Origin of the sequence: [Mycobacterium] fortunisiensis (assembly GCF_019050325.1) — a bacterium.
Lineage (GTDB): Bacteria > Actinomycetota > Actinomycetes > Mycobacteriales > Mycobacteriaceae > Mycobacterium > Mycobacterium fortunisiensis.
Window position 1 is genome coordinate 37061 of the sequence record NZ_VOMB01000012.1, and the last position, 15194, is coordinate 52254.

Below are 15194 nucleotides of genomic sequence, written 5' to 3' on the forward strand. Positions count from 1 at the left end.
CTACACCCGGGGCAGCAGCTCGGCGGCCCGCTGACCGGCCGCGGCGTACTGGGCGGCGGTAGCGCCGGCACGGGCGGCGCCCGCAGCGGTGTCCGTCCCCAGGGCCAGGACCGCGTCGCTGTGCCGGCCGACGGCCTCGATGAAGGCGGTCACGAAGCGTTCGCCGACCGGGCCGAGCGCGGCGGCCGGTGACGGCATCGCGCGCAGGGCAGCGGCCAGCTGATCGAGGTCGGTGGCGTGCCGGGTCAGGGCGTCACCAAGGGCGCGGATGGCCGTGAGATCGGCGCGCAGGGTGTCGGCGGGCATGCGGTTAGGACGCACGCCGGTGCCGTTCGGTTCCATTGGCTTTTGTGAGCGTTTGTGGGTTCGGCGCTCATCAGGCAGCCTCGCCTTGCGATAGCAGGGGCCGAAATTAGGGGAGTTCATCCTCGTGATCTGGGCGATACTGGGCGTGCTCGTCAGTGGGTAGCGTCTAGGCCCTCTGTTCTGGTCGAGGGGGCGCAGATGGCAGATCTGTCGGTTAACGCTGCAGAATTAGATGCGATTGCAGCGAGTGGTGCAGATATGGCTGACCTCCTTGTGAACGGTTCGGAAGGTGGCGGCAACCGCGCTAGTCAGCCCAGCCACGCCGGAGTTGCTGCTATACGTGAGTCGGTGACGACAGCTCGACGCGCTCAGTCCGCACGCGGGATCGAACATGCCGATCGCATCCAGGCGGCCAGCGCCGTCTATCGCCGCACCGATGATGGTTCGGCCGCCAGCATCACGAAGACGATATGAGTCCGGCCGCGGATTCAGGTCCGGTCTTGACCCGCTCTCTGATCGATGGTTGGCAGACCCAGCACCTCACTGACACGGCCGCGTGGTTGCGTTCGCAGGCCAGCCAATCACGCCGTCTGTTCGATGAGTTTCATCAGACCGTCAAGAGCGCTGATTGGGCAGGTGATGCCAAGGACGCCGCGGTCGATCTGGTTGGCGCAGATGTTTCGGTTGTCGATCGTCAGAGCGCAATAGCGAACGAAGCTGCCGACATCGCCGAGCAAGGCGCCGTTGATCTCCAGGCCGCGAAGCGTGATGCATTGGGCGCTATCGGTGACGCTGAAAGCGATGGCTTCAGTGTCGCTGAAGACCTGTCGATTACCGACACTCGCCGCATAGACGTCTTGGAAACCAGAGTTCGACACATGGCGATGACAGCGCACGCCGAGACGATCCAGTGGCGAGGCGAGCAATTGGTGCAAGCTGATGCTCTGGTCGGGCGCCGACTCAGTGAGAAGGCCGCCGACCTTGATGGGATTCGATTCGAGGGCGGCGGCGCAACCATCCACGCAGCCAGCTTCGGCAGCGACTTCAAACAATCACCGTTGTCTGACGATCCGAGACTTCTCACCAAAGAGCAGGCGTTGGCTGCGTGGGAAAAGCTGCAAGCTGATATCGCTTCCTACAACTCCCGATGTGCCGTGAATATCGTCGGTCCGCTGCCGCCGCCGCAGTACAGCGCATGCCAAACCGAATTAGCGTCGCTCGAAGCTCAGGAAGCCGCACTGCGAGCCAGGCTCGCGGATTTCGGTATCCAACCCGACGGGGCCTCGACCAGCGGCGGTACCGGCGGGGACCTAACCTCGACCGCCACCCGGATTGGTAACGAAGTCGCTGCAATCCCCAAGGGCACTGGCGTCTCCCAGAATGAGACGTTGGCTCAGAGGGTGACCGCCCTGCATCTCAGCCAGGCCGACGCAGCAGAGGCCGCCAACATCGCGTCAAGAACTGCATATGGTGCGACGGGCGGGATAGCTAATCTTCCGGACGGAACAAAGATGGTATTGCCCGCTATGTTGCAGCAGCGAGTAGCAATGCAAGTATTCCCCGACGGATCAGTCCAGGTATTCAGAGGCGATCTCATGCAATTTTTGCCATACATCGGCTAGGTAGACTGAAGTAAAGAGGTGAAGATGAGTGCAATTCAGTCGAGTACGTTTTTCGATTTCGAAATTTACGTACTGGCTTCCATGAAGCTAGGGATGCTCCCCAAACGTGCCGATATCGAAGCGAAGCTGTCCGAGTACGACCTTTCGCTGGAGGCTGCGGAAAGCATAGGCGGTCGCGTCGTCAACGACCTTGCTGACGAATCATCACGCTTCACCAGACTGAAGTCGCTTGTCGGCGCGGACCCAGATGCTATTTCGCTGACGTGCACCAGTCTGTTGTGGCCTGATTTTGACTTCACAGCGGCTGGGGACGAGTCCGGGTTACTTCGCTCGGTTCGGTACCAACAAGTTCGGGGTGGGCTTCCTACGGTTAATGACCCGACCGCCGTCGCCCCCTGGAGTACTGGCGTGTCTGGGTTCGAGGAGCGTTTCGGTTCGCTCACGCTTCGCGATCAGTCGCTCCCATTCGAGCACTACCTTCCCGCGCACGAGCAGTACGTTTTCCCGTGGAACGGTGACCAGTACGGCGCGGGATTCAGTTGGGGGATATTCCTTTTCGCTGCGAAACTGTGGCCGGAGGATTGAAATTCACTTGCAGCGTGTGCCCGCTTTCTACCTGAGGGCTGCTCGCACGCCGGGATGACCGCCCTGCGGTAGAAATCGGCGCGCTCAGCGCTCACACGGCGCTGCCGCCGCCGTCCACGTGCAGCGTCGAGCCGGTGATGAACCCGGCCCGCGGCGAGCTCAGGAACAGCACGGCCTGCGCGATCTCCTCCGGGGTGGCAGTGCGGCCCAGCGGCAGCGCGCGGCCGAGCTCCTCGTTCGTCTCGCCCCACTGCGCGGCCACACCCTCGGTGCGGGTGGGACCGGGCGCCACACTGTTGACCCGCACCCCGCCGCCCCCGAATTCGGCTGCCCAGGTGCGGGTCAACGATTCCACCGCGGCTTTCGACGCGCTGTAGGCCGAAGCGCCGGGCACCCCTTTGGAAGCCACCATGGAGGTGACGTTGACGATGCTGCCACGGCCCCGTTCCAGCATGCCGCCCAAGCCGCCGGTGACCAATGCCCGGTAGCCGTCGAGTTCTGTCGATGTGGATTCCATGATTTCCTTTCGCTGTGTTCAGGCGCTCAGTGCGGTGCGCAGTCGTTCGCGGCTCCGCGAGATGCGCGACATCACCGTTCCGACAGGCACTTCCATGACTGCGGCAACTTCGGCGTAGGTGAATCCCTGGACATCGGCGTAGTACACGACGGTGCGAAACCCCTCGGGTAGCGTCGCCAACGCCTCGCGAATCCGATCGTCGCAGTGTGACTCCAGGGCGCGCTCTTCAGCCGAACGTTCGGAATTTGCGAAATAGGTTGCGTGGCTGAGCATGTCACTGTCAGTGAACTCGCCTACCGCGAAAGCGTCCGGACGCCGCTGCTTCATCCGGTGGGTGCTGATCCACCGATTGTGCAGGATGCGAAACAGCCAGGCCCGCAGGTTGGTGCCAGGTTCGAAGCGCCGGAAACCGGCGTAGGCGTTCATCAGGGTGTCCTGCACCAGGTCCTCGGCGTCGGCCTGGCTGTGGGTCAGCCGCCGCGCGGTGCGCAACAGGACCGGGTGAAAGGGCATCGCCTCGCGGGCGAACCGGGCCGCCAGCGACGCGTCGGACTCGGCTGCCAGGGTCTGCCGGCCGGGCGGTCTGAGTTCGGTCATGGTCCCCAGCCTGATTCGGGCACCCCCGCGGCGGACCCTTGAAAACCCGTGGTCCGTATCCGTGGGGTTTAAGGTCAGCGCATGGATGTGCGTGTCGTCGACCACCCGCTGGCTGCTGCGCGACTGACCACCCTGCGGGATGAACGGACCGACAACGCGGGGTTCCGGGCGGCGCTGCGTGATCTGACCCTGATGCTCGTCTACGAGGCCACCCGCGACGCGGCGTCCGAACAGATCCCGGTGCGCACCCCGGTCACCGACACCACGGGGTCGCGGCTGGCCAATCCGCCGCTGTTGGTGCCGGTGTTGCGCGCCGGGTTGGGCATGGTCGACCAGGCGCACGCCTTGATCCCCGAAGCGCAGGTGGGCTTTGTCGGGATGGCCCGTGACGAGACGACGTTCCAGCCGACGCCGTACCTGGCTTCGCTGCCGGACGACCTGAGCAGCCGGCCGGTGTTCGTGCTCGACCCGATGTTGGCGACCGGCGGGTCGATGGCCCACACCATCGGCCTGCTGCGCGAACGTCGGGCCGACGACATCACCGCGGTGTGTGTGGTGTGCGCCCCGCAGGGCATCGCCGCGCTGGAGAAGATCGCCCCCGATATGCGGTTGATCACCGCGACCATCGACGAGGGGCTCAACGAGATCGCCTACATCGTGCCGGGTCTCGGCGACGCCGGAGATCGGCAGTTCGGCCCGCGGTAGCCCCTACCAGCGCGTCGCGGCGTCGATGAGTTCCCGGCTCAGCTTTTCGGCGTGGGCCCGGGCGGTGTCCAGATCGTCGGTCGGGGCGCAGCGGACCTCGGTGTAGGACTTGAGCTTCGGCTCGGTTCCCGACGGGCGCACCACCACCCGGATTGAGGTGCCGCCCTCGTCGCCGGTGAAGACCAGGGCGTCGGTGCGCTGTTGGCCGCGACGATCCAGCAGGTCTTCGACGCCGACGCTGAACCCGGCGAGCTCGCGCGGCGGTGTGGCCCGCAGACGCATCATCGCGGTCTCGGCGTCGTCAACCACCCGGCTCACCGCGCCGGTGACGTGCACACCGTGGGTCCTGGCCAGGGCGTCGAGAGCGTCGAGCAGGGTGCGGCCCTGATCACGCAGGGCAGCCACCAGATCACAGACCAGGATCGCGGCGCTGATGCCGTCCTTGTCGCGCACCGCGGCCGGATCGACGCAATATCCGATCGCCTCTTCGTAGGCGTAGACCAAGGTGTTGCCGGGGCGCTGGGCGCGGGCCAACCACTTGAACCCGGTGAGGGTTTCGGCGTGCTGGGCGTCGTGCGCGGCTGCGATGGCTGCCAGCATCCTCGAGGACACCACCGTGCTGGCCACCAGGGCGGCTTCGCTGACCGGGCCGGGTTCCAGCTGGGACAGGATGTAATCACCCAGCAGCCAACCTGTTTCGTCGCCGGAGAGCATCCGCCAGCCATCCGGGCTGGGCACGCAGACGGCGCATCGGTCGGCATCGGGGTCCAGCGCGACGGCGACCTCGGCGTCGACTGCTGCGGCCAGCGACAGCAGCGCATCGACCGCGCCGGGCTCCTCTGGATTGGGGAAGCTGACGGTGGGAAAGTCCGGATCGGGTGTGAACTGATCCTCCACGACGTGGACGTCGTCGAAGCCGGCCAGCGCCAACGCATCCAGGGCGTACTCACCGCCGACACCGTGCAGCGGGGTCAGCGCCACCCGCACCGAACCGGTGCTGCGCCGCACCCGGGCGGCCCGCTCGACATAACCATGGATCTGCCGCAGGCCACCGACTTCGACTGCTGCCCTGGGGATCTCGTCGGCGTACGGGGCCCGGGCCATCGCTGCCTCGATCTCGCTGTCGGAGGGGGAGACGATCTGCATCCCACCGTCGAGAAACACCTTGAAGCCGTTGTCCGTCGGCGGGTTGTGCGATGCGGTGATCTGGATGCCGGCCGCGGCGGGCAGGTGCCGGACGGTGTAGGCGATCACCGGCGTCGGAACGGCGGCCAGCATGAGCAGCACATCGAAACCTTCGGCGGCCAGCACTTCGGCGGCGGCGAGCGCGAACTCGTCGGAGCGGTGCCGGGCGTCGCGGCCCACCACCACGTGTGAGCCGCCCAGGCACCGGTCCTTGAGCACTTGGGCCAAAGCCCACGCGGCGCGCATGACGACGGCCAGATTCATCGCGTCCGGCCCGCCCCGCAGCGGCCCGCGCAATCCGGCTGTGCCGAACGTCAGCGGCCGGCTGAACCGGCGGTCGAGCTCCTCGGGACTGCAGGCGGCCAGTTCGGCCGCGGTCTGCGGGTCAGGGTCATGGGCGATCCAATCGGCGGCGGCGGTCGCGATCGTGGTCATGACCCAAGTGTGCCCGCAGCGGCGGCGGAGTACGCCGCCTTGTGCGGATGCGGGTCACAGCCGCGCGATGACCGCCCCGAGCAGCGCGCCCATCCGGGTCGCGGACTGGCGCCCGGCCTCCAGCACCTCGGCATGGCTCAGCGGCTCGCCCGTCATCCCGGCCGCCAGGTTCGTCACCATCGACACCCCCAGCACGTGCAGTCCGGCGGCGCGGGCGGCGATCGTCTCGTGCACCGTCGACATGCCGACCAGGTCGGCGCCCAGGGTGCGCAGCATCCGGATCTCGGCCGGGGTCTCGTAGTGCGGGCCGGGCAACCCGGCGTAGACGCCCTCGGCGAGAGACGGCTCGATCTCGCGGGCCAGAGCCCGCAGCCGCGGCGAGTACGCGTCGACCAGGTCGACGAACTGCGCCCCCACCAGCGGAGAACGTGCCGTGAGGTTGAGGTGGTCGCTGATCAGCACGGGTTGGCCGACCTGGTATTCGGGACGCAGGCCGCCGGCGGCGTTGGTCAGCACCACCGTCGACACGCCCGTCGCGGCCGCCGTCCGCACCGGATGCACCACATGCTGCAGGTCATGCCCCTCATAGGCATGGATGCGCCCGGCCAGCACCAGGACCCGGTGCTCACCGGTGCATACCGAATACACCTGGCCGACGTGCCCCGCCGCGCTCGGCGGGGTGAAGCCGGGAATCTCGGCCATCGGCACGGTGGCGACCAGCCGGCCGAGCTCGGGCACCGCCGGTGCCCAGCCGGAACCGAGGACGACGGCCACGTCGTGGCTCTCGACACCGGTGCGCTCGGCGATCGCGGCAGCGGAGGTGGCGAACGGCTGGTGATCGGTCACGATAGGCGAGCTTAACCGGCATGAACTGGCAGTGAGATACTGCGAAGATGCCGTCGGCCACCGCCTCCCTGAGCGTCGAAGACGCCATCAACCGGCGTCGTGGCGATCTCATCGAGCTCTCCCATTCGATCCACTCCGAGCCGGAGCTGGCCTTCGCCGAGCATCGCAGCTGCGCGAAGGCGCAGGCGCTGGTGGCCGAATACGGCTTCGAGATCACCGCCGCGCCCGGCGGGTTGGACACCGCTTTCCGGGCGTCCTACGGCAGTGGTCCGCTGGTGGTCGGGGTCTGCGCCGAATACGACGCGTTGCCCGAGATCGGGCATGCCTGCGGGCACAACATCATCGCGGCCTCGGCGGTCGGCACGGCGCTGGCTCTGGCCGATGTGGCCGACGAGCTGGGCCTGACCGTGGTGCTCGTCGGCACCCCCGCCGAAGAGCTCGGCGGCGGCAAGGTGTTGCTGCTCGAGGCCGGGGTTTTCGAGGACATCGCCGCGACGGTCATGCTGCACCCGGGGCCGGTGGACATCGCCGCGGCCCACTCACTGGCCCTTTCGGAGGTGACGGTCGAGTACACCGGACGCGAGTCGCACGCCGCCGTGGCGCCGTATCTGGGGGTCAACGCCGCCGACGCCGTCACTGTCGCGCAGGTGGCCATCGGGCTGCTGCGCCAGCAGCTGGCGCCGGGGCAGATGGTGCACGGCATCGTGACCGACGGCGGGCAGGCCACCAACGTCATTCCGGGCCGCGCCGAGATGCGCTACACCATGCGGGCCGCCGACATGACGGCGCTGCGGGCGCTGGAAGACCGGATGGCCGGCTGTTTTTCGGCCGGGGCACTGGCCACCGGGTGTGAGCACCAGGTCACCGAGATCGCCCCGGCGTACGCCGAGATGGTCCCCGATAGGTGGCTGTCGGAGATCATCCGTGCCGAGATGCTGCGCCTCGGTCGTAGCCCGCTGCCGGAGAACGTGGAGGCGAGCGTGCCGCTGGGGAGTACCGATATGGGCAACATCAGCCAGGTGATGCCCGGCATCCATCCGGTGATCGGTATCGACTCGGGCGGCGCGGCGATTCATCAGCCCGCATTCACTGCTGCGGCGGTGGGGCCGAGTGCGGACAAGGCCGTGCTGGAAGGGGCGATCATGTTGGCCCGCACCGTGGTTCAGCTCGCCGAGAATCCGGCGGAGCGGGATCGGGTGCTGCAAGCACAGCAGAGGAGGCAGGCGCGATGAGCGTGTTGTCGCACGCCGCGGCGCGGTGGTTGTCGGCGAACTACGACGAGCTCGTCGGTTGGCGCAGGCACCTGCACGCTCATCCGGAACTGGGTCGTCAGGAGTTCGCCACCACCGAGTTCGTCGCCGCTCACCTCGCTGACGCCGGGTTTAACCCCAAGGTACTGCCCGGTGGCACTGGCCTGACCTGCGACTTCGGGCCCGAGGACGGTCCGCGGATCGCGTTGCGCGCAGATATGGACGCCCTGCCGATGGCCGACCGCACCGGTGCGTCCTATGCGTCGACCGTGCCCAACGTCGCGCATGCCTGCGGGCACGATGCGCACACCGCGATCCTGCTGGGCACCGCGATGGCGCTGTCGTCGGTGCCGGAACTGCCGGTGGGCGTGCGGCTGCTGTTCCAGGCCGCCGAGGAGCTGATGCCCGGCGGTGCGATCGACGCGATCAACGCCGGGGTGTTGAGCGGGGTGAGCCGCATCTTCGCCCTGCACTGCGATCCCCGGCTGGCCGTGGGCCGGGTGGCCACCAAACCCGGGCCGATCACCTCGGCGGCCGATTCCATCGAGATCACCCTGCACTCGCCCGGCGGGCACACCTCCCGGCCGCACCTGACCGGTGACCTGGTTTACGGGCTGGGCACCCTGATCACCGGGCTGCCCGGGGTGCTGTCGCGGCGCGTCGACCCCCGCCACGACACCGTGATGGTGTGGGGTGCGGTCAACGCCGGGGTGGCCGCCAATGCCATCCCGCAGATCGGCACCCTGGCCGGTACGATCCGCACCGCCAGCCGCGACACCTGGCTGACGCTGGAATCGATTGTGGAGGAAGTGGTTACGGCGCTGCTGGCCCCGCTCAACATCGACCACACCCTGAACTATCGGCGGGGCGTGCCCCCGGTGGTCAACGAAGAGGTGTCCACCCGCATCCTCACCCACGCGATCGAGGCGATCGGTCCCAAGGTGCTCGCCGACACCCACCAGTCCGGCGGCGGCGAGGATTTCTCCTGGTACCTCGAAGAGGTGCCCGGGGCGATGGGTCGGCTCGGGGTGTGGAGTGGCCAGGGGCCACAGTTGGACCTGCATCAGCCCACGTTCGACATCGACGAGCGGGCCCTCGGTGTGGGGGTGCGCACGATGGTCAACCTCGTCGCGGCCTCTGCGTAACCTCTGGCACGGCGAGCGTGCGTGTCTGCCTCGAACACGCCGCGCGCGGGCGACACCATGCGCACGCTCGTCCCTGCCGGTTGTGCACAGATCGCATTTCATCCACAGATCCGCATAGTGCTTCTTCCGAAGCCGTTGCGCAGCAACGACCATCGTCGACATGGACGCAGAACTGATCCGGTTGTTCGACGCGCAGAACGGGGTGGCCACCAGTGCTCAGATCCTGGCCGCCATCAGCCGTCACTCCTTCGAACGCGCTGTTGATTCCGGTGTGCTGGAACGAATTTGGCACGGCATCTACTGTTTGGGTGAACCGACGGAGCAGATGCTCCTGCACGGTCTGGACTTCGCCTGCGGCAAGAAGGTGCCGTTGTGTCTGGCCAGTGCGGCGGCCCTGCACGGGTTCGACACCGAAGGATCGTCTGACCTGCACGTGCTGAACCCGCCGGAACGACAGCTGCGATCGGCCGACGGCCTGGTGGTTCATCGTCGTGACGGCGCACCGTTGACGTGCGTCGACGGCAGATACGTGACCGCGCCGGCGTGGACGGCCATCGAGGTGGCTCGTGCCCTACGCCGCCCGCGGGCCCTGGCCACCCTCGACGCCGCGCTGCGCAGCGGCACTTGTACCCGCACGGACCTGTGGCGGGCGGCTCTGGAGCAGGCCGGTCGCCGCGGCATCGTCAACGTCCGCAACCTGATCGCGCTGGCCGATGGGCGCGCCGAGTCACCGATGGAAAGTGAGGCCCGGCTCGTCATGCTCGACGGTGGTCTGCCGACTCCGGAACTGCAGTTCGAGGTGATCGACGGGAATGGCAAGCTCAGGCGCGTCGACTTCGCGTGGCCACAGGACAGCGTCGCCGTCGAATACGACAGCCTGGATTGGCACGGCAATCCGGATGCACTACGTGATGACCGTCGACGGACCGCGGCTCTGATGGACATCGGCTGGACCGTCATCTCGATTGTGTTCGAGGATGTCCGCCACGGCCAACGGGAGATGGTGGCGAGGATCAATGCGCAGTTGAGTCACGCTCGCGCGGCGTGAGGGCGCGCAAAGTGTTGGTGAAGTGCGGCGCGCCCACCAACAGACACGCACGCTCGCGCTGCAAAGGTTAGGGCCCGATGTTGCGGGCGGGGCGGGTGCGCAGATCGTGCACGTATGTGTCGGGCGCCCCGGCGATCTCCGCGGCGTCGGCCATCACCCCGAGATAGCGCGCCGAGGGCAGGCCGCCTTCCCAGGCGTCCACCACATACAGCCAGGCCAGCACGGGGTCGGTGCTGGTGTCCGACGAGAGCCGGTGCACGCGGCAGCGGATCTTCTTGTGGAAACCGAGCTCGGAGCCCTCCCACCGATCGAGTGACTGCTCGTCGGCCGGGGTCATGTCGTAGAGCACCACGAACACCTTCGACAGCGGGTCCTCGACGACGGTGGCCAGCGCACCTTCCCAGCCGATGTCCTCACCGCCGAACGTCAATCGCCAGCCGTGCAGCCACCCGGTACCCGCCATCGGCGAGTGCGGAGCCCGTTCGAGCATTTGCTCCGGGTGCATATTGGATCCATACGCGGCGTACAGCGGCACGGTAAGACAGCTTAATCGGCGAAGTTGGTTAGGTTGGTCCAGTGGCTACCCGCATCGTGATCATCGGCGGTGGACCCGCCGGATATGAGGCGGCGCTGGTCGCCGCCGCCCGCGGCCCGGAGGTTGCGCACGTCACCGTCGTCGACTGCGACGGTATCGGCGGGGCGTGCGTGCTGTGGGATTGTGTGCCGTCGAAGACCTTCATCGCCTCGACCGGGGTGCGTACGGAGCTGCGCCGCGCCCCCAACCTGGGCTATTCACTGGATTTCGAGCAGTCCATCATCTCGCTGCCGCAGATCAACGAGCGGGTGAAAACCCTGGCGACGGCCCAGTCCGAGGACATCGCCGAGCGGTTGCGCAGCGAGGGAATCGACCTGATCGCCGGCCGCGGAGAGCTGATCGACGATGTCCCCGGCATGGCCCAGCACCGCGTCAAGGTCACCGGCCCGGACGGCGAGGTCAGTCAACTCACCGCCGATGTGGTGCTGATCGCCACCGGCGCCAGCCCGCGGGTGCTGCCCAACGCCGCGCCCGACGGGGAGCGCATCCTCAACTGGCGCCAGCTGTACGACCTCGACACGCTGCCCGAGCACCTCGTGGTGGTGGGGTCGGGTGTCACCGGCGCCGAGTTCGTCAACGCCTACACCGAGCTCGGGGTGACGGTGACGGTGGTGGCCAGCCGCGACCAGATCCTGCCGCACGAGGACTCCGACGCCGCCGCGGTGCTGGAAGAAGTGTTCTCCGAACGCGGTGTCACCTTGGTCAAGAACGCTCGCGCCGAGTCGGTGACCCGCACCGAGAGCGGGGTCCGGGTCACCATGGCCGACGGCCGCACCGTCGACGGCAGCCATGCCCTGATGACGGTCGGCTCCGTGCCCAACACCGGTGGCCTGGGGCTGGACCGGGTCGGAATCGAACTCGGGCCCGGTAACTATCTCAACGTCGACCGGGTGTCGCGCACCTCGGTACCGGGCATCTACGCCGCCGGTGACTGCACCGGCCTGCTGCCGCTCGCGTCGGTCGCAGCCATGCAGGGACGGATCGCGATGTACCACGCCCTGGGTGAGGCGGTGGCCCCGATCCGGTTGCGCACCGTCGCGGCCGCGGTGTTCACCCGCCCGGAGATCGCCGCGGTGGGGGTGCCCCAGGCCGCGATCGACGACGGCTCGGTGCCGGCCCGCACCCTGACCTTGCCGCTGAACACCAATGCCCGGGCCAAGATGTCCAGCCTGCGCCGCGGCTTCGTCAAGATCTTCTGCCGCCCGGCCACCGGTGTGGTGATCGGTGGTGTGGTGGTGGCGCCGATCGCCTCCGAGCTGATCCTGCCGATCGCGCTGGCCGTGCAGAACGGCATCCCGGTGGCCGAGCTGGCCCAGACCTTCTCGGTCTATCCATCGCTGTCCGGTTCGATCACCGAAGCGGCGCGCCAGTTGATGAAACACGACGACCTGGACTGAAGAATCGGGCGGATCCGACCGCGCCCACGTAGCCTGGGGACCGTGACTGACCCGATCTCAGCACCGGGCGACGGGCAAACCCTCCTCGGTCCGCAGCAAAGGGCGCAAGCCTGGCAACGACTCACCAACGAACAGTTCGACGTGGTGGTGATCGGCGGCGGTGTCGTGGGCGCGGGCGCCGCGCTCGACGCGGCCACCCGCGGCCTGAAAGTGGCCCTGGTCGAGGCTCGTGATTTCGCCTCCGGCACCTCCAGTCGCAGTTCCAAGATGTTCCACGGCGGGCTGCGGTATCTCGAGCAGTTGGAGTTCGGTCTGGTCCGCGAGGCCTTGCACGAGCGGGAACTGAGTCTGACGACGTTGGCGCCGCACCTGGTCAAACCGCTGCCGTTCCTGTATCCGCTGACCCACCGGGTCTGGGAGCGGCCGTATGTGGCCTCCGGGATCTTCCTCTACGACCAGCTCGGTGGAGCGAAATCTGTTCCGGCACAAAAGCATCTGACCAAGGCCGGAGCATTGCGACTGGCCCCGGGGCTCAAACGCAGTTCGCTGATCGGTGGGATCCGTTACTACGACACCGTTGTCGACGACGCCCGGCACACCATGACCGTGGCGCGTACCGCCGCGCATTACGGGGCCGTGGTGCGGACCTCGACGCAGGTGGTGGCGTTGTTGCGGGAAGGCGACCGGGTCACCGGTGTGCAGATTCGTGACTCCGAAAGCGGCACGGTCGGTGAGGTCTGCGGCCACGTCGTGGTCAACGCCACCGGGGTGTGGACCGACGAGATCCAGGCACTGTCCAAGGAGCGCGGCCGGTTCCGGGTGCGTGCCTCCAAGGGTGTGCACATCGTGGTGCCGCGGGACCGGGTCGTCAGCGAGGTGGCGATCATCCTGCGCACCGAGAAGTCGGTGCTGTTCGTGATCCCGTGGGGCACACACTGGATCATCGGCACCACCGATACCGACTGGAATCTCGACCTGGCCCATCCGGCCGCGACCAAGGCCGACATCGACTACATCCTCGGGCACGTCAACACCGTGCTGGCCACCCCGCTGACCCATGACGACATCGACGGGGTCTACGCCGGGTTGCGGCCGCTGCTGGCCGGGGAGAGTGAGGAAACCTCCAAGCTTTCCCGCGAGCACGCCGTGGCGGTGCCCTCGCCGGGTCTGGTGGCCATCGCCGGTGGCAAGTACACCACCTACCGGGTGATGGGGGCCGACGCGATTGATGCTGCCGCAGAGTTCATCCCGGCCCGGGTGGCGCCGTCGATCACCGAGAAGGTTCCGTTGATGGGCGCCGACGGCTACTTCGCCCTGATCAATCAGACCGAGTCCGTCGGCAAGCACTACGGGCTGCACCCGTATCGTGTTCGGCACCTGCTGGACCGTTACGGATCACTGATCGGCGAGGTGCTGCAGATGGCCGAGAGCCGGCCGGAATTGTTGGCGCCCATCGCCGCTGCGCCGGTCTACCTCAAGGTCGAGGCTCACTACGCGGCGGCCGCCGAAGGCGCGTTGCATCTGGAGGACATCCTGGCCCGGCGGATGCGGATCTCGATCGAGTACCCGCACCGGGGGGTGGACTGCGCCCGTGAGGTCGCCGAAGTCGTTGCCCCGGTGCTGGGTTGGAGCGCCGAGGATGTCGATCGTGAGGTGGCCACCTACCTTGCCCGGGTCGAGGCCGAGGTGCTCTCGCAGACCCAGCCCGACGACCAGTCCGCCGACGCGCTGCGTCAGGCCGCACCCGAGGCCCGCGCCGAGATCCTCGAACCCGTACCGCTCAATTGAGGCGATCTTGAGACAGCGCCCACCGCTTCCGGTGCGCGACGGCCTGGGCCCGGCGCGGCTGCGGCTGCTCGGCGGCAACGTGTACGACGAGCTGCAGACACGGTTCGGGATCGGTGCGAAAGTGCTTGCCGGAGAGGTGGTTCTACCCGACGGGGTGGCTGTCGATGATACGACGACACTGCCGGCCGGGGCGCATGTCTACCTCTACCGTGACTTGGTCGACGAGGTGGAGGTGCCGTTCGACGTCCCGCTGCTGTACCGCGACGACGACATCGTGGTGGCCGACAAACCGCACTTCCTGGCCACCATGCCGCGGGGTGGCCACGTGGTGCAGACGGCGCTGGTTCGGTTGCGCCGGGCGCTGGATCTGCCGGAACTGAGCCCGGCGCATCGCCTGGACCGGATGACCGCCGGCGTTCTGCTGTTCACCGCGCGCCGCGAGGTCCGGGGCGCCTATCAGAAGATGTTCGCCGAGGGCGGGGTGTGCAAGACGTACCTGGCCCGGGCCGACGGGGCTGCCACGGTGGCCCTGCCGGCCACGCTGCGCAGCCGGATCGCCAAGCGCCGAGGCCAGTTACAGGCCGTCGAGGAACCGGGCGAACCCAACGCCGAGACGTGTGTGGAGGCGGTCGGGGCAGGGCTGTACCGGCTCACACCGCGCACCGGGCGCACGCATCAACTGCGGGTGCACATGGCCTCGATCGGGCTGCCGATCATCGGTGATCCGTTGTACCCCAACGTGATCGATGTCGCACCCGATGATTTCGGCAACCCGCTGCAACTGCTGGCCCAGCGCCTGGCCTTCACCGACCCGATCACCGGCGGCGACCGCGAGTTCGTGAGTGGAAGGGAATTGGGTTGACTGCTCGCAGAACCCCACGCGACGCGATCATCGCGGGCGTACTCATCGTGGTGTCGTGCCTCGGTGCCGGCCTGCTGCCCGGTTCGTCACCGTCGGTGCCGGTCGCTGTGTGCGGCCCCGTCGGCGGCGGATGGGACGTCAGTGGTTGTGCCGACCCGCTGTTTGAGCTCGACGGTGAGTTGATCCCACCGCGGATACCGGGTGCGCCTTCGGTCCGGCTGGCTCCTGAGCCGCCGCGCTCCGGTGTCAACGTCTGCACCGGAATCGGCCGCCGCGCCTTCATCGGTAGCTGCTTTTGAGACCGTGGTCTA

Annotated in this window: 17 protein-coding genes; 11 read left to right on the forward strand and 6 right to left on the reverse strand. The window is 67.5% G+C overall.

From position 1 onward, the window contains the following. Positions 1 to 306, reverse strand: coding sequence for a hypothetical protein (locus tag FR943_RS08725; RefSeq protein WP_217156046.1), 306 nt, complete (start codon positions 304 to 306; stop codon positions 1 to 3). A gap of 198 nt (positions 307 to 504) precedes the next feature. On the opposite strand from FR943_RS08725, the gene FR943_RS08730 reads away from it, so the two are divergent. From FR943_RS08730 to FR943_RS08740, 3 genes are read left to right on the forward strand one after another with little or no spacing between them, the layout of a single operon-like run. Next, positions 505 to 780 (forward strand): hypothetical protein, encoded by a 276-nt coding sequence (locus FR943_RS08730; RefSeq protein WP_217156047.1) that lies wholly within the window; start codon positions 505 to 507, stop codon positions 778 to 780. A gap of 26 nt (positions 781 to 806) precedes the next feature. Continuing rightward, positions 807 to 1928 carry a hypothetical protein gene (locus FR943_RS08735; protein WP_246584934.1) on the forward strand — a complete coding sequence of 374 codons (1122 nt, stop codon included), beginning with the start codon at positions 807 to 809 and terminating at the stop codon, positions 1926 to 1928. A gap of 24 nt (positions 1929 to 1952) precedes the next feature. Next, positions 1953 to 2513 carry a hypothetical protein gene (locus FR943_RS08740; protein WP_217156049.1) on the forward strand — a complete coding sequence of 187 codons (561 nt, stop codon included), beginning with the start codon at positions 1953 to 1955 and terminating at the stop codon, positions 2511 to 2513. A 91-nt stretch (positions 2514 to 2604) separates the two neighbouring features. Here the strand turns inward: FR943_RS08740 and FR943_RS08745 are convergent, their stop codons facing one another. Both FR943_RS08745 and FR943_RS08750 read right to left on the reverse strand, forming a co-directional pair. Next, positions 2605 to 3030, reverse strand: a complete 426-nt coding sequence (locus FR943_RS08745; RefSeq protein WP_275957440.1) for an SDR family NAD(P)-dependent oxidoreductase — start codon at positions 3028 to 3030, stop codon at positions 2605 to 2607. Positions 3031 to 3048: 18 nt separating this feature from the next. Then, positions 3049 to 3627 carry a sigma-70 family RNA polymerase sigma factor gene (locus tag FR943_RS08750; RefSeq protein WP_217156050.1) on the reverse strand — a complete coding sequence of 193 codons (579 nt, stop codon included), beginning with the start codon at positions 3625 to 3627 and terminating at the stop codon, positions 3049 to 3051. Positions 3628 to 3708: 81 nt separating this feature from the next. Between FR943_RS08750 and upp the strand changes: the two genes are divergently transcribed. Next, on the forward strand, positions 3709 to 4332 hold the full coding sequence (upp, locus tag FR943_RS08755) for a uracil phosphoribosyltransferase (protein WP_217156051.1): 624 nt from the start codon (positions 3709 to 3711) through the stop codon (positions 4330 to 4332). Between the two features lie 3 nt (positions 4333 to 4335). Here upp and FR943_RS08760 read toward each other — a convergent pair whose 3' ends face one another. Next, the gene (locus FR943_RS08760; protein ID WP_217156052.1) at positions 4336 to 5952 is read right to left on the reverse strand and encodes a phospho-sugar mutase; all 1617 of its coding nucleotides are present in this window, start codon (positions 5950 to 5952) and stop codon (positions 4336 to 4338) included. 54 nt (positions 5953 to 6006) lie between these two features. After that, on the reverse strand, positions 6007 to 6798 hold the full coding sequence (locus tag FR943_RS08765; protein WP_217156053.1) for a purine-nucleoside phosphorylase: 792 nt from the start codon (positions 6796 to 6798) through the stop codon (positions 6007 to 6009). Between the two features lie 47 nt (positions 6799 to 6845). Between FR943_RS08765 and FR943_RS08770 the strand changes: the two genes are divergently transcribed. The 3 genes from FR943_RS08770 to FR943_RS08780 all read left to right on the forward strand — a co-directional run bounded on the left by FR943_RS08770 (position 6846) and on the right by FR943_RS08780 (position 10241). After that, entirely contained in the window at positions 6846 to 8030 is a 1185-nt protein-coding gene (locus FR943_RS08770) for a M20 family metallopeptidase (RefSeq protein ID WP_217156054.1), read from the forward strand. Continuing rightward, on the forward strand, positions 8027 to 9193 hold the full coding sequence (locus FR943_RS08775) for a M20 family metallopeptidase (RefSeq protein ID WP_217156055.1): 1167 nt from the start codon (positions 8027 to 8029) through the stop codon (positions 9191 to 9193). Before FR943_RS08770 ends, FR943_RS08775 begins: the two co-directional genes overlap by 4 nt. Positions 9194 to 9353: 160 nt before the next feature. After that, positions 9354 to 10241 carry a type IV toxin-antitoxin system AbiEi family antitoxin domain-containing protein gene (locus FR943_RS08780; protein WP_217156056.1) on the forward strand — a complete coding sequence of 296 codons (888 nt, stop codon included), beginning with the start codon at positions 9354 to 9356 and terminating at the stop codon, positions 10239 to 10241. Positions 10242 to 10308: 67 nt separating this feature from the next. Here the strand turns inward: FR943_RS08780 and FR943_RS08785 are convergent, their stop codons facing one another. Beyond that, positions 10309 to 10776: a gamma-glutamylcyclotransferase family protein gene (locus tag FR943_RS08785; protein ID WP_217156057.1), complete on the reverse strand. Its 468-nt coding sequence runs from the start codon at positions 10774 to 10776 to the stop codon at positions 10309 to 10311. A gap of 41 nt (positions 10777 to 10817) precedes the next feature. On the opposite strand from FR943_RS08785, the gene FR943_RS08790 reads away from it, so the two are divergent. Genes FR943_RS08790 through FR943_RS08805 form a run of 4 tightly spaced genes read left to right on the forward strand, consistent with a single transcriptional unit; the run spans position 10818 to position 15182 of the window. Further along, positions 10818 to 12233 (forward strand): NAD(P)H-quinone dehydrogenase, encoded by a 1416-nt coding sequence (locus tag FR943_RS08790; RefSeq protein ID WP_217156058.1) that lies wholly within the window; start codon positions 10818 to 10820, stop codon positions 12231 to 12233. A gap of 42 nt (positions 12234 to 12275) precedes the next feature. Further along, entirely contained in the window at positions 12276 to 14021 is a 1746-nt protein-coding gene (locus tag FR943_RS08795; protein ID WP_217156059.1) for a glycerol-3-phosphate dehydrogenase/oxidase, read from the forward strand. Between the two features lie 4 nt (positions 14022 to 14025). Next, on the forward strand, positions 14026 to 14883 hold the full coding sequence (locus tag FR943_RS08800) for a pseudouridine synthase (protein WP_217156195.1): 858 nt from the start codon (positions 14026 to 14028) through the stop codon (positions 14881 to 14883). Beyond that, a complete protein-coding gene (locus FR943_RS08805) occupies positions 14880 to 15182 on the forward strand; it encodes a hypothetical protein (RefSeq protein ID WP_217156060.1) in 303 nt (100 codons plus the stop codon). The genes FR943_RS08800 and FR943_RS08805 overlap by 4 nt, the downstream gene beginning before the upstream one ends. The last annotated feature ends 12 nt before the right edge of the window (positions 15183 to 15194 follow it).

Bases quoted from the DNA above. Each gene is read 5' to 3' on its own strand.
- FR943_RS08725 (WP_217156046.1), bottom strand. From the start codon at position 306: ATGCCCGCCGACACCCTGCGCGCCGATCTCACGGCCATCCGCGCCCTT.
- FR943_RS08730 (WP_217156047.1), top strand. From the start codon at position 505: ATGGCAGATCTGTCGGTTAACGCTGCAGAATTAGATGCGATTGCAGCG.
- FR943_RS08740 (WP_217156049.1), top strand. From the start codon at position 1,953: ATGAGTGCAATTCAGTCGAGTACGTTTTTCGATTTCGAAATTTACGTA.
- FR943_RS08745 (WP_275957440.1), bottom strand. From the start codon at position 3,030: ATGGAATCCACATCGACAGAACTCGACGGCTACCGGGCATTGGTCACC.
- FR943_RS08750 (WP_217156050.1), bottom strand. From the start codon at position 3,627: ATGACCGAACTCAGACCGCCCGGCCGGCAGACCCTGGCAGCCGAGTCC.
- upp (WP_217156051.1), top strand. From the start codon at position 3,709: ATGGATGTGCGTGTCGTCGACCACCCGCTGGCTGCTGCGCGACTGACC.
- FR943_RS08760 (WP_217156052.1), bottom strand. From the start codon at position 5,952: ATGACCACGATCGCGACCGCCGCCGCCGATTGGATCGCCCATGACCCT.
- FR943_RS08770 (WP_217156054.1), top strand. From the start codon at position 6,846: ATGCCGTCGGCCACCGCCTCCCTGAGCGTCGAAGACGCCATCAACCGG.
- FR943_RS08775 (WP_217156055.1), top strand. From the start codon at position 8,027: ATGAGCGTGTTGTCGCACGCCGCGGCGCGGTGGTTGTCGGCGAACTAC.
- FR943_RS08780 (WP_217156056.1), top strand. From the start codon at position 9,354: ATGGACGCAGAACTGATCCGGTTGTTCGACGCGCAGAACGGGGTGGCC.